Genomic DNA, 12,913 nt, shown 5'->3' with positions numbered 1-12,913 from the left:
GCGTTTGGCCCGCGCTAGATGCAAGGGGTTTTCGAGGACCCCGAAAAGGAGAACGGCATGAACCAAGAGGTCATGAATCTCTTCAATCCGCAGGCGCCTGCGCAGGTGTTCGATTCCATTCGGATATCGCTTGCCAGCCCTGAGAAGATTCTGTCCTGGTCTTTCGGCGAGATCAAGAAGCCGGAGACCATCAACTACCGCACCTTCAAGCCGGAGCGTGACGGTCTGTTCTGCGCGCGCATTTTTGGCCCGATCAAGGACTACGAGTGCCTGTGCGGCAAGTACAAGCGCATGAAGTACAAGGGCGTCATCTGCGAGAAGTGCGGCGTCGAAGTCACGCTGTCGCGCGTTCGCCGCGAGCGCATGGGCCATATCGAGCTGGCGGCTCCGGTCGCCCATATCTGGTTCCTGAAGTCGCTGCCGTCGCGCATCGGCACGCTGCTCGACATGACCCTGAAGGACATCGAGCGCGTCCTCTACTTCGAGAACTACATCGTCACCGAACCTGGCCTCACCGCGCTGAAGGAGCACCAGCTGCTCAGCGAGGAAGAGTACATGATCGCCGTCGACGAGTATGGCGAGGATAGTTTCACCGCCATGATCGGCGCCGAGGCCATTCATGACCTCCTGGCGGGCATGGACCTGGAGAAGATCGCCGGCGACCTGCGTTCGGAACTGGCTTCGACCACCTCCGAGCTGAAGCAGAAGAAGTATCTGAAGCGGCTCAAGGTCGTCGAGAACTTCATGGAATCCGGCAACCGTCCGGAATGGATGATCATGAAGGTGGTTCCGGTGATCCCGCCGGACCTGCGTCCGCTGGTTCCTCTGGACGGCGGCCGCTTCGCCACGTCGGATCTGAACGATCTCTATCGCCGCGTCATCAACCGCAACAACCGTCTGAAGCGGCTGATCGAGCTGCGCGCTCCCGGCATCATCGTGCGCAATGAAAAGCGCATGCTGCAGGAAGCCGTCGATGCGCTGTTCGACAACGGCCGTCGCGGCCGCGTCATCACCGGCGCCAACAAGCGCCCGCTGAAGTCGCTGTCCGACATGCTCAAGGGCAAGCAGGGCCGGTTCCGTCAGAACCTGCTCGGCAAGCGCGTCGACTATTCCGGCCGCTCGGTCATCGTGACCGGTCCGGAGCTCAAGCTGCACCAGTGCGGCCTGCCCAAGAAGATGGCGCTCGAACTGTTCAAGCCCTTCATCTACGCCCGTCTCGACGCCAAGGGTTACTCCTCGACCGTCAAGCAGGCGAAGAAGCTGGTCGAAAAGGAGCGTCCGGAAGTCTGGGATATCCTCGACGAGGTCATCCGCGAGCATCCGGTGCTGCTGAACCGTGCGCCGACGCTGCACCGTCTCGGCATCCAGGCGTTCGAGCCGATCCTGATCGAAGGCAAGGCGATCCAGCTGCACCCGCTGGTCTGCACGGCCTTCAACGCCGACTTCGACGGCGACCAGATGGCCGTTCACGTGCCGCTGTCGCTGGAAGCGCAGCTTGAAGCCCGCGTGCTGATGATGTCGACCAACAACATCCTGCACCCGGCTTCCGGCGCGCCGATCATCGTGCCGTCGCAGGACATGGTTCTGGGTCTCTATTATCTCTCGATCGTCAACCAGAACGAGCCGGGCGAGGGCATGGTGTTTGCCGACATGGGCGAACTCCAGCACGCGCTCGAGACCAAGGCGGTGACGCTGCACTCCAAGATCAAGGGTCGTTTCCGTACGGTCGACGCCGAAGGCAAGGTCGTGTCGAAGATCCATGACACGACGCCTGGCCGCATGATCATCGGCGAGCTTCTGCCGAAGAACGTCAACGTGCCTTACGAGACCGCCAACCAGGAGATGACCAAGAAGAACATCTCCAAGATGATCGACACCGTCTACCGCCATTGCGGTCAGAAGGAGACGGTCATTTTCTGCGATCGCATCATGGCGCTCGGATTCAGCCATGCCTGCCGTGCCGGCATTTCGTTCGGCAAGGACGACATGCTGATCCCGGATGCCAAGATCAAGCTGGTCTCCGACACCGAGGCTTTGGCCAAGGAATACGAGCAGCAGTACAATGACGGTCTGATCACGCAGGGCGAGAAGTACAACAAGGTCGTCGACGCCTGGGCCAAGTGCTCGGAAAAGGTCGCCGACGAAATGATGGCCCGTATCAAGGCGGTCGAGTTCGAGGACAATGGCCGTCAGAAGCCGATGAACTCGATCTACATGATGTCGCACTCCGGTGCGCGTGGCTCGCCCACCCAGATGCGCCAGCTTGCCGGCATGCGCGGCCTCATGGCCAAGCCGTCGGGTGAAATCATCGAGACGCCGATCATCTCGAACTTCAAGGAAGGCCTGACCGTGCTCGAGTACTTCAACTCGACCCACGGCGCCCGCAAGGGTCTGGCCGACACCGCCTTGAAGACGGCGAACTCGGGTTACCTCACCCGTCGTCTGGTCGACGTGGCGCAGGATTGCATCGTCAACTCCGTCGACTGCGGCACCGACAAGGGCCTCACCATGCAGCCGATCGTCGATGCCGGTCAGGTCGTCGCTTCGGTCGGCCAGCGCGTGCTGGGCCGTACGTCGCTCGACGACATCACCCATCCGGTGTCGGGCGAGATCCTGGTCAAGGCCGGAACGCTGATGGACGAGCGTGACGTGGAACAGATCGAAAAGGCCGGCGTCCAGTCGGTCCGCATCCGCTCGGCACTGACTTGCGAAGTCAGGGTTGGCGTCTGCGCGGTCTGCTACGGTCGCGATCTGGCCCGCGGCACCCCGGTCAATCAGGGCGAAGCCGTCGGCGTCATCGCGGCGCAGTCGATCGGCGAGCCGGGCACCCAGCTCACCATGCGTACCTTCCACATGGGCGGTACCGCGCAGGTCGTGGACAGCTCGTTCCTTGAAGCCTCGTATGAGGGCAAGGTCGAGATCCGCAACCGCAACGTGGTGCGCAACTCCGACGGCCAGCAGATGGTCATGGGCCGCAACATGGCGGTTCTGATCCTCGACGAAGCCGGCAAGGAGCGCGCCTCGCACCGCCTCACCTATGGTTCGCGCATCTTCGTGGACGATGGTGACAAGGTGAAGCGCGGCCAGCGTATCGCCGAGTGGGATCCCTATACCCGTCCGGTCCTCACCGAAATCGAGGGCAGGGTGTCGTACGAGGATCTGGTCGACGGCATTTCCGTTCAGGAAACGGCCGACGAGTCGACCGGCATCACCAAGCGTGAGGTCATCGACTGGCGCTCGACGCCACGCGGCAACGACCTGAAGCCGGCGATTGCGATCCAGGACGCCAAGGGCAAGGTCGGCAAGCTGTCGAAGGGCGGCGACGCCCGCTTCCTGCTCTCGGTCGAGGCCATTCTTTCGGTCGAGCCGGGTTCGCAGGTTCGCCCCGGCGACGTGCTGGCGCGTATTCCGATGGAAAGCGCCAAGACCAAGGACATCACCGGCGGTCTGCCGCGTGTTGCCGAGCTGTTCGAGGCACGTCGTCCGAAGGATCACGCCATCATCGCCGAGATCGACGGCACGATCCGCTTCGGCCGCGACTACAAGAACAAGCGTCGCATCATCATCGAGCCGCATGACTCGACGCTTGAGCCGGTCGAATACCTGATCCCGAAGGGCAAGCCGTTCCATCTCCAGGACGGCGACGTCATCGAGAAGGGCGACTACATCCTCGACGGCAATCCGGCGCCGCACGACATCCTGGCGATCAAGGGCGTGGAGGCACTTGCTTCCTACCTCGTCAACGAGATCCAGGAAGTCTATCGTCTGCAGGGCGTGTCGATCAACGACAAGCACATCGAGGTGATTGTTCGCCAGATGCTGCAGAAGGTCGAGATCACGGTGCAGGGCGATTCGACCTACATCCCGGGCGATCATGTCGACGTGATCGAACTGGAAGAGGTCAACGAGCGTCTGGTCGAGGACGGCAAGAAGCCGGCCGAAGGCCTGCCGGTGCTGCTCGGCATCACCAAGGCATCGCTGCAGACGCCGTCCTTCATCTCGGCCGCCTCCTTCCAGGAAACGACCCGGGTGCTGACGGAGGCTGCGGTTGCCGGCAAGACCGACATGCTGCAGGGCTTGAAGGAAAACGTCATCGTCGGCCGGCTGATCCCGGCCGGTACCGGCGGCACGATGAGCCAGATCCGGCGCATCGCCACCTCGCGCGACGAACTGATCATCGACGAGCGCCGCAAGGCCTCGGGTGCGGAAGTCGCCGAGCCGATGCTGGCCGACATGACAACCGCCGCGCAGTAAGCGCGGCGGTTGGAATCTCAGGCAAAAAAAGGCCGTCGGGGCGACCCGGCGGCCTTTTTTCATTGCGTTGGAGCCGAACTTTGTGGCGGTGGCGAAGTGAGGAGCATCGTCTGGTGCCTTGTTTTGCAGGCTGGCGCCGCCCCTCATCTGCCTGCCGGCATCTTCTCCCCGTATAGTGACGGGGAGAAGGACGCCGTCGCTGACGATTTCGCCAATCGGCGACCTTGCAGGGCGAACGCCGGCGTCGCCATTGCCCCTTTCTCCCCGTCACTATACGGGGAGAAATGTCCGGCAGGACAATGAGGGGCGGCGCGCCCTTCGCAAATGATCCGGAAAGTGGGGATCGGAGCGAGGTCGCTCTTCACAGCCCATTGTCAATCGAAGAACGCCTCGACCACGTTGCGCTTGCCGAGCATGAAGGCGTCAGCGACATGCTGCAGCGGCGCCAGATCGACATCGGAGGTGCCGGCGCGGACGATCTCGGCGAAGCGCTTGTAGAGCATCGGGTACTCGGCCTCCGGCTCGTCATGAACCACCTTGCCGTCGATGGCGAGCTTCGAGCCGCCGCCCGACAGCACCATCGCGCCCTTGTCGGTGTCGGCCAGGATGTCCCAGCTTTGCGGGCCTGTCTGCAGCCAGTCGAGGTCCATCGTCACCGGCAACCCGTTCGAGGTGCGGAAGGCGACGCGCGCGGCAACCGGGGAGGCGCGGTTTTCGGGAAAATCCAGCACCGCCGAGGTGATGAACATCGCCGGCAGGATATGGGTGGCAATCGACAGCGCGTTGATGCCGGGATCGAAGACGCCGAAACCGCCGGGAGCCCAGATCCATTCCTGGTTCGGGTGCCAGCGGCGCACGTCTTCCTTCCAGTTGATGGCGGCCGACCTGATCTTGGCTTTGTCGAGGAATGCACGCGCGGCCTCTACGGCCGGCGCATAGCGCGAGTGCCAGCTGGCGAACAGCGAAACCCCGTTCTGTGCGGCCAATGTCTTGAGGTCCTCGACCTCGCTGACAGTGGCGCCAGGCGGCTTCTCCAGGAAGACATGCTTCTTGGCCATCAGTGCCGTCCGCGCCGCATCGTAGCGGAACTGCGGCGGCATGCAGAGCGACACGGCCTCGAGCTCGGGCACAGCGTCGAGCATGGCTTCGATGTCAGGAAAATTCGTGATGTCATCCACCTTGCCGTGACGGCTGGCGGCCGCGATGAGGCGATAGTCCTGGTCTTTCGCCAGGGCCGGTAGGTGCTGGTCGCGGACGATCTTGCCGACGCCGACGATGCCTATCTTGATGGGCTGGGACACGGCCGCTCCGTCTGTTTGATGATGGTGATGGTTTCTTATCAGAACACTTGCCCCGGGCAAGCCGAAGCCAAGCAGCCAAACTCAGCCTTCCTCGAGCGGCAGTGCGTATTTTGTCGGCTGGGAATGCCTCGATCGCCGATTCGTCTCGGCAGTCGATTCGAAAGCTGGACCGGGGGTTGGAGTCAGATCGGCACGTCGAAGGTAACGATCGACACTTCGCCTTCGAGCGCGCCCTGGAAGGCGGAGATATGCGGCTCGTCGTCGGGGATGCCGTCCATGTCGCCGATCTGGTCGAGTTCGGCCTCGGCGTACCCTTCGGCGGCAAGCGATTCGAGTGCCCGGCGCACCGCCGAATCGTCGTCGGGCGCGACCAGCATGACGTGGACGCCTTCCGGTTTGCCGCCTTTTTTCTTCCACACCCGGCCGGTGATGATGGTGACCGGGCGTTCTTCATTGTCGTTCACGGGCCGATTCCTCTTGGCAGCGGGTGGGCGGGCGAGGGGGGTTTTGACTGCTCATGCGGCCTTTTCGCATGAAGCAAGGCCGCGCAACAGCGCAAACCCATTCACTTTGCCTGAAGGCTTGTCACTTTCTTCCTCGCTCTTGCAAAAATGCGAAAGAAAATTACATGCGGTTTTCGCATGGCTGCCAAGCCTTGGTCGGCGCGCAATATTTGATGCTCCGGGCTTGACGGTCCGCGGTCTTACGAGTAGAAGCCGCCCAGTCAGAACCGATGTGAGGCTCTCCCTTCCGAAGCGACACGCTTTGGAGTTTGCCTCAAACAGGGTTCGTTTTACGAGCGAAAAGACATTTCCGGCGTGCACGAAGCGGCTTCCGCTTCCTCTGCCTTTTGTTCGGGCAAGACCGCGAGGCGCGGCTTATGGCCCGAATTTGCGTATGGAAATGACGCTTTGAGCGGCCCTGACCGGGCGAGACACGGAATTGAGAGACAAGAGGGTTTAATGCCTACCGTCAACCAGCTGATCCGCAAGCCGCGCATTGCGCCGGTGAAGCGCAACAAGGTCCCGGCCATGCAGCAGAACCCGCAGAAGCGGGGCGTCTGCACGCGCGTCTATACAACGACGCCGAAGAAGCCGAACTCGGCGCTGCGCAAGGTGGCCAAGATCCGCCTGACCAATGGTTTTGAAGTGATCGGGTACATCCCCGGCGAAGGCCACAACCTTCAGGAACACTCCGTGGTGATGATCCGCGGCGGCCGCGTCAAGGATCTTCCGGGCGTTCGCTACCACATCATCCGCGGCGTGCTCGACACGCAGGGTGTGAAGAACCGCAAGCAGCGCCGTTCGAAGTACGGCGCCAAGCGTCCGAAGTAAGGGGCGTCCGAAGTAAGATTTTCCGGCCTTGGCGCTCCTTGGGTGCGTCGGGTTATGAGATTGAGAGACAAAAACCATGTCGCGTCGTCACAGTGCAGAAAAGCGTGAGATCAATCCGGACCCGAAGTTCGGCGATCTGATCGTCACCAAGTTCATGAACGCCGTCATGTATGACGGCAAGAAGTCGGTCGCCGAGACCATCGTCTACGGCGCGCTCGACCAGGTTCAGTCGAAGACCAAGCAGGAGCCGGTCACCGTCTTCCATCAGGCGCTCGACAATGTCGCGCCGCATGTTGAAGTGCGTTCGCGTCGTGTCGGTGGCGCCACCTACCAGGTTCCGGTCGACGTGCGCCCCGAGCGCCGCCAGGCATTGGCCATTCGCTGGCTGATCGCTGCGGCCCGCAATCGCAATGAGACCACGATGGTCGACCGCCTCTCCGGCGAGCTGATGGATGCGGCCAACAACCGCGGCACGGCTGTCAAGAAGCGTGAAGACACCCACAAGATGGCTGAAGCCAACCGCGCTTTCGCGCACTACCGCTGGTAAAGCGCGAACGAGACTGAGAGGCAGCTACGATGGCCCGCGAATACAAAATCGAAGACTACCGCAATTTCGGTATCATGGCGCATATTGACGCCGGCAAGACGACGACCACCGAGCGCGTCCTCTACTACACGGGCAAGTCGCACAAGATCGGCGAAGTCCACGACGGCGCTGCCACCATGGATTGGATGGAGCAGGAGCAGGAGCGCGGCATCACGATCACCTCCGCCGCGACCACGACCTTCTGGAAGGCTCGTGACGGCAAGATGCACCGCTTCAACATCATCGACACCCCCGGCCACGTCGACTTCACCATCGAAGTCGAGCGTTCGCTGCGCGTGCTCGACGGCGCCATCGCGCTGCTCGATGCCAATGCCGGCGTTGAGCCGCAGACCGAGACCGTCTGGCGCCAGGCCGACAAGTACCGCGTTCCGCGCATGATCTTCTGCAACAAGATGGACAAGATCGGCGCCGACTTCTACCGCTCGGTCGAGATGATCGGTTCGCGCCTCGGTGCGCATGCCGTTGTCATGCAGCTGCCGATCGGCGCCGAGACCGAGTTCAAGGGCGTCGTCGACCTCGTCGAGATGAACGCGCTTGTCTGGCGCGACGAGACGCTGGGCGCTGCCTGGGATGTTGTCGAGATCCCGGACGACCTCAAGGCTCGTGCCGAAGAATACCGCGAGAAGATGATCGAGGCCGCCGTCGAGATGGACGAGACGGCGCTTGAGAATTACCTCGAAGGCAAGATGCCGTCGAATGACGAGATCCGCGCGCTGATCCGCAAGGGCACCATCGCGGTCAAGTTCTACCCGATGTTCTGTGGCTCGGCCTTTAAGAACAAGGGCGTGCAGCCGCTGCTCGACGCCGTCGTCGAATATCTGCCGTCGCCGGCCGATGTTCCCGCCATCAAGGGTGTCGATGCCAAGACCGACGCCGAGATCGAGCGTCACGCCGACGACAACGAGCCTCTGTCGATGCTCGCCTTCAAGATCATGAACGACCCGTTCGTCGGTTCGCTGACCTTTGCCCGCATCTATTCGGGCAGGCTCACCAAGGGCATCTCGGTCGACAACACCGTGAAGGGCAAGAAAGAGCGCATCGGCCGCATGCTGCAGATGCATGCGAACTCGCGCGCCGACGTCGAAGAGGCTTTTGCCGGCGACATCGTTGCTCTTGCCGGTCTCAAGGACACGACCACCGGCGACACGCTGAGCGATCCGCTGCATCCGGTCATTCTCGAGCGCATGGAATTCCCCGATCCGGTCATCCAGATCGCCATCGAGCCGAAGACCAAGAACGACCAGGAAAAGATGGGCCTCGCCCTTCACCGCCTGGCCGCCGAGGATCCGTCCTTCCGTGTCAAGACCGACGAGGAAAGCGGCCAGACCATCATTTCCGGCATGGGCGAACTTCACCTGGACATCATCGTCGACCGTATGCGTCGCGAGTTCAAGGTCGAGGCCAATGTCGGCGCACCGCAGGTGGCTTATCGCGAGACGATCACCCGCAGGCACGAGCAGGACTACACGCACAAGAAGCAGACCGGCGGTACCGGTCAGTTCGCTCGCGTCAAGATCGTCTTCGAGCCGAACCCGGACAGCAGCGAGTTCGAGTTCGAGACCAAGATCGTCGGCGGCGCCGTGCCGAAGGAATACATCCCCGGTGTCGAAAAGGGCATCAACAGCGTCATGACCTCGGGTCCGTTCGCGGGCTTCCCGATGATCGGCGTCAAGGCGACGCTGATCGACGGCGCTTACCACGATGTCGACTCCAGCGTTCTGGCCTTCGAAATCGCCGGCCGCGCCTGCTTCCGTGAAGCCGCACCCAAGCTTGGCGTGCAGCTGCTCGAGCCGATCATGAAGGTCGAAGTGGTGACGCCGGAAGATTACGTCGGCAGCGTCATCGGCGATCTGAACGGTCGTCGTGGCCAGATCCAGGGCCAGGAAGCGCGCGGCGTCGCCGTCGTCATCAACGCGATGGTGCCGCTCGCCAACATGTTCAAGTATGTCGACAACCTGCGCTCGATGAGCCAGGGCCGTGCGGCCTACACCATGCAGTTCGATCACTATGAGCCGGTTCCGACCGCAGTGGCTCAGGAAGTCCAGAAGAAATACGCCTAAGGGTTTCTTAGCCACCGGGTCGCGCTCCTTGCGCGGTGCCGGATCTGAAGAGCGAATAACAATTTCCCCTTAGCGGGTAGAATAGACGGAGAACGATTATGGCCAAAGGTAAATTCGAGCGTAACAAGCCTCACGTGAACATCGGCACGATTGGCCACGTCGACCATGGCAAGACGTCGCTGACGGCGGCGATCACCAAGTATTTTGGCGAATACAAGCGCTACGACCAGATCGACGCTGCCCCTGAAGAAAAGGCGCGCGGCATCACGATCTCGACGGCGCACGTCGAATATGAGACGGCCAACCGGCACTACGCTCACGTCGACTGCCCCGGCCACGCCGACTATGTGAAGAACATGATCACCGGTGCCGCGCAGATGGACGGCGCGATCCTGGTCGTGTCGGCTGCCGACGGCCCGATGCCGCAGACCCGCGAGCACATCCTGCTGGCGCGTCAGGTCGGCGTGCCGTCGATCGTGGTGTTCCTGAACAAGGTCGACCAGGTCGACGACGCCGAGCTGCTCGAATTGGTCGAGCTCGAGGTTCGCGAGCTTCTGACCAAGAACGAGTTCCCCGGCGACGACATTCCGATCGTCAAGGGTTCGGCTCTGGCTGCGCTGGAAGATTCCGACAAGAAGATCGGTGAAGACGCGATCCGCGAGCTGATGGCTGCGGTCGATGCCTACATTCCGACGCCGGTTCGTCCGCTCGACAAGCCGTTCCTGATGCCGATCGAAGACGTGTTCTCGATCTCGGGCCGCGGCACGGTCGTGACCGGCCGCGTCGAGCGCGGCGTGGTCAAGGTCGGCGAGGAGCTGGAGATCATCGGCATCCGTCCGACGACCAAGACGACCTGCACGGGCGTCGAGATGTTCCGCAAGCTGCTCGATCAGGGCCAGGCCGGCGACAACATCGGCGCGCTGCTGCGCGGCGTTGATCGTGAAGGTGTCGAGCGCGGCCAGGTTCTGGCCAAGCCGGGCACGGTGAAGCCGCACAAGAAGTTCGTGGCCGAAGCCTACATCCTGACCAAGGATGAAGGTGGCCGTCACACGCCGTTCTTCACCAACTACCGTCCGCAGTTCTACTTCCGCACGACCGACGTGACCGGCATCGTGTCGCTGCCGGAAGGCACCGAAATGGTGATGCCGGGCGACAACATCACGGTCGATGTCGAGCTGATCGTGCCGATTGCCATGGAGGAGAAGCTGCGCTTTGCTATCCGTGAAGGCGGCCGCACCGTCGGTGCCGGCATCGTCGTCACCATCAAAGAGTAATTTGGACTTAAACCGATCTGTCGCGGGCGCGGGAGTTGCCCGCGCCGCGCCAGAACAAGGAAGTGACGCATGAACGGACAGAATATCCGCATCCGCCTTAAGGCGTTTGACCACCGCGTGCTCGACGCCTCGACGAAGGAAATCGTGTCGACGGCCAAGCGTACCGGCGCAAACGTCCGCGGCCCCATTCCGCTGCCGACGCGGATCGAAAAGTTCACGGTCAACCGGTCGCCTCACGTCGACAAGAAGAGCCGCGAGCAGTTCGAGATGCGCACGCACAAGCGTCTGCTCGACATCGTCGATCCGACCCCGCAGACGGTCGATGCTTTGATGAAGCTCGATCTGGCCGCCGGCGTCGACGTCGAGATCAAGCTCTAAGGGAATGAGAGCGCGGTAAGGGGCGGTGCCCCTGGCCCGGAACTCTAAAGGAATTGAACCGATGCGTTCAGGTGTGATTGCAAAGAAGGTGGGAATGACCCGCATCTACAACGATGCCGGGGAACATGTTCCCGTCACCGTTCTCCTGATGGAGAACTGCCAGGTCGTGGCCCAGCGCACGCAAGAGAAGAATGGCTACACCGCCGTTCAGCTCGGCGTTGGCCTTGCCAAGGTGAAGAACACGTCGAAGGCGATGCGCGGCCATTTCGCGACCGCTTCCGTCGAGCCGAAGGCGAAGGTCGCCGAGTTCCGCGTCTCCGCCGACAACATGATCGATGTCGGCGCCGAGATCACCGTCGAGCACTTCGTCGCCGGCCAGAAGGTCGATGTGACGGGCACGACGATCGGCAAGGGCTTCCAGGGCGTCATCAAGCGCCACCACATGGGCGGTGGCCGTGCAACGCACGGTAACTCGGTTTCGCACCGGACGCACGGTTCGACCGGCCAGCGCCAGGACCCGGGCAAGGTGTTCAAGGGCAAGCATATGGCTGGCCACATGGGCGACACCCGCGTCACCACGCAGAATGTCGAGATCGTATCGACCGACGCCGACCGCGGCCTGATCCTGATCCGCGGTGCGGTTCCCGGATCGAAGGGCGCCTGGATCCTGGTCCGCGATGCGGCCAAGGTGGCACTGCCGGCCAATGCGCCGAAGCCTGCCGCGATCCGCGCCGTTGCTGCCGAAAGTGGCGCCAAGAACGAGGCTCCGGCCACAGAGGGAGCGGAATAATGGATCTCAAGATCACAACGCTGGGCGGCAAGGACGCCGGCAAGGTGGAACTCTCCGACGAGATTTTCGGCCTTGATCCGCGCGAAGACATCCTGCAGCGCGTCGTGCGCTGGCAGCTTGCCAAGAAGCAGCAGGGCACGCACAAGACCAAGGGTCGCGCCGAGATCGCGCGCACCGGCGCCAAGATGTACAAGCAGAAGGGTACGGGTCGCGCCCGTCACCATTCGGCACGCGCTCCGCAGTTCCGCGGCGGCGGCAAGGCCCACGGCCCGGTCGTTCGCAGCCACGAGCACGAACTGCCGAAGAAGGTTCGTGCTCTCGGCCTCAAGCATGCTCTCTCGGCCAAGGCCAAGAGCGCGTCGATCATCATCATCGACGAGCTGAAGCTGACCGAGGCCAAGACGAAGGCGCTGATCGCGAATTTCGCGACGCTGGGCCTGACCAACGCTTTGCTGATCGGCGGCGCCGAGCTTGACAAGAACTTCAAGCTGGCGGCGACGAACATCCCCAACATCGACGTGCTGCCCATCCAGGGCATCAACGTCTACGACATTCTGCGCCGCGGCACGCTGGTCCTTTCGAAGGCCGCCGTCGAGGCTCTCGAGGAGCGTTTTAAATGACCGACCTTCGTCATTACGACGTGATCGTCTCGCCGGCGATCACCGAAAAGTCGACCATGGCCTCCGAGCAGAACAAGGTCGTCTTCAACGTCGCCAAGAAGGCGTCGAAGCCGGAAATCAAGGCCGCCGTCGAAGCGCTGTTCGGCGTCAAGGTGATGGCCGTGAACACGCTTGTCCGCAAGGGCAAGATCAAGCGCTTCCGTGGCACGGTTGGCCGCCAGAGCGACGTCAAGAAGGCGGTTGTGACGCTGGCCGATGGTCAGTCGATCGACGTCGCGACGGGTCTCTGAGCAAG

11 protein-coding genes are annotated in these 12,913 nt (G+C 62.2%); 9 read left to right on the top strand and 2 right to left on the bottom strand.

Features of this window, described 5'->3' with window-relative positions; translation table 11 throughout:
- Positions 1-57 precede the first annotated feature (57 nt).
- Complete coding sequence (gene rpoC, locus NP503_RS27020) at positions 58-4,254, top strand: DNA-directed RNA polymerase subunit beta' (RefSeq protein WP_013531415.1); 4,197 nt, start codon at positions 58-60, stop codon at positions 4,252-4,254.
- A 374-nt stretch (positions 4,255-4,628) separates the two neighbouring features.
- Here the strand turns inward: rpoC and NP503_RS27015 are convergent, their stop codons facing one another.
- Together NP503_RS27015 and NP503_RS27010 are read right to left on the bottom strand one after the other, a co-directional pair.
- Positions 4,629-5,555 carry a Gfo/Idh/MocA family protein gene (locus tag NP503_RS27015; RefSeq protein ID WP_127271910.1) on the bottom strand — a complete coding sequence of 309 codons (927 nt, stop codon included), beginning with the start codon at positions 5,553-5,555 and terminating at the stop codon, positions 4,629-4,631.
- Positions 5,556-5,737: 182 nt separating this feature from the next.
- Positions 5,738-6,019, bottom strand: a complete 282-nt coding sequence (locus tag NP503_RS27010; RefSeq protein WP_127273529.1) for a transcriptional regulator — start codon at positions 6,017-6,019, stop codon at positions 5,738-5,740.
- A 498-nt stretch (positions 6,020-6,517) separates the two neighbouring features.
- Between NP503_RS27010 and rpsL the strand changes: the two genes are divergently transcribed.
- The 8 genes from rpsL (at position 6,518) to NP503_RS26970 (ending at position 12,908) form a co-directional block, all read left to right on the top strand.
- Entirely contained in the window at positions 6,518-6,889 is a 372-nt protein-coding gene (gene rpsL / locus NP503_RS27005) for a 30S ribosomal protein S12 (RefSeq protein WP_006333356.1), read from the top strand.
- A gap of 76 nt (positions 6,890-6,965) precedes the next feature.
- Positions 6,966-7,436, top strand: a complete 471-nt coding sequence (gene rpsG, locus NP503_RS27000; RefSeq protein ID WP_008875664.1) for a 30S ribosomal protein S7 — start codon at positions 6,966-6,968, stop codon at positions 7,434-7,436.
- Positions 7,437-7,465: 29 nt separating this feature from the next.
- On the top strand, positions 7,466-9,556 hold the full coding sequence (gene fusA / locus NP503_RS26995; protein WP_027027748.1) for an elongation factor G: 2,091 nt from the start codon (positions 7,466-7,468) through the stop codon (positions 9,554-9,556).
- Positions 9,557-9,654: 98 nt separating this feature from the next.
- Positions 9,655-10,830, top strand: a complete 1,176-nt coding sequence (gene tuf / locus NP503_RS26990; protein WP_013531404.1) for an elongation factor Tu — start codon at positions 9,655-9,657, stop codon at positions 10,828-10,830.
- A 69-nt stretch (positions 10,831-10,899) separates the two neighbouring features.
- Positions 10,900-11,208, top strand: coding sequence for a 30S ribosomal protein S10 (gene rpsJ / locus NP503_RS26985; protein ID WP_010909272.1), 309 nt, complete (start codon positions 10,900-10,902; stop codon positions 11,206-11,208).
- A 61-nt stretch (positions 11,209-11,269) separates the two neighbouring features.
- The gene (gene rplC / locus NP503_RS26980) at positions 11,270-11,998 is read left to right on the top strand and encodes a 50S ribosomal protein L3 (RefSeq protein WP_013531422.1); all 729 of its coding nucleotides are present in this window, start codon (positions 11,270-11,272) and stop codon (positions 11,996-11,998) included.
- Positions 11,998-12,618, top strand: coding sequence for a 50S ribosomal protein L4 (gene rplD, locus NP503_RS26975; RefSeq protein WP_013531423.1), 621 nt, complete (start codon positions 11,998-12,000; stop codon positions 12,616-12,618). Before rplC ends, rplD begins: the two co-directional genes overlap by 1 nt.
- Positions 12,615-12,908 carry a 50S ribosomal protein L23 gene (locus NP503_RS26970; protein WP_013531424.1) on the top strand — a complete coding sequence of 98 codons (294 nt, stop codon included), beginning with the start codon at positions 12,615-12,617 and terminating at the stop codon, positions 12,906-12,908. The genes rplD and NP503_RS26970 overlap by 4 nt, the downstream gene beginning before the upstream one ends.
- Positions 12,909-12,913 lie beyond the last annotated feature (5 nt).

Source organism: Mesorhizobium sp. SEMIA396 (genome assembly GCF_024518615.1).
Lineage (GTDB): Bacteria > Pseudomonadota > Alphaproteobacteria > Rhizobiales > Rhizobiaceae > Mesorhizobium.
The sequence above is the reverse complement of the archived record's forward strand: the minus strand, read 5'-3'. Positions and strand labels throughout refer to the sequence as shown.

Coding starts and splice junctions, on each gene's coding strand:
- rpoC (WP_013531415.1), top strand. CDS start 58: ATGAACCAAGAGGTCATGAATCTCTTCAATCCGCAGGCGCCTGCGCAG.
- rpsL (WP_006333356.1), top strand. CDS start 6,518: ATGCCTACCGTCAACCAGCTGATCCGCAAGCCGCGCATTGCGCCGGTG.
- rpsG (WP_008875664.1), top strand. CDS start 6,966: ATGTCGCGTCGTCACAGTGCAGAAAAGCGTGAGATCAATCCGGACCCG.
- fusA (WP_027027748.1), top strand. CDS start 7,466: ATGGCCCGCGAATACAAAATCGAAGACTACCGCAATTTCGGTATCATG.
- tuf (WP_013531404.1), top strand. CDS start 9,655: ATGGCCAAAGGTAAATTCGAGCGTAACAAGCCTCACGTGAACATCGGC.
- rpsJ (WP_010909272.1), top strand. CDS start 10,900: ATGAACGGACAGAATATCCGCATCCGCCTTAAGGCGTTTGACCACCGC.
- rplC (WP_013531422.1), top strand. CDS start 11,270: ATGCGTTCAGGTGTGATTGCAAAGAAGGTGGGAATGACCCGCATCTAC.
- rplD (WP_013531423.1), top strand. CDS start 11,998: ATGGATCTCAAGATCACAACGCTGGGCGGCAAGGACGCCGGCAAGGTG.
- NP503_RS26970 (WP_013531424.1), top strand. CDS start 12,615: ATGACCGACCTTCGTCATTACGACGTGATCGTCTCGCCGGCGATCACC.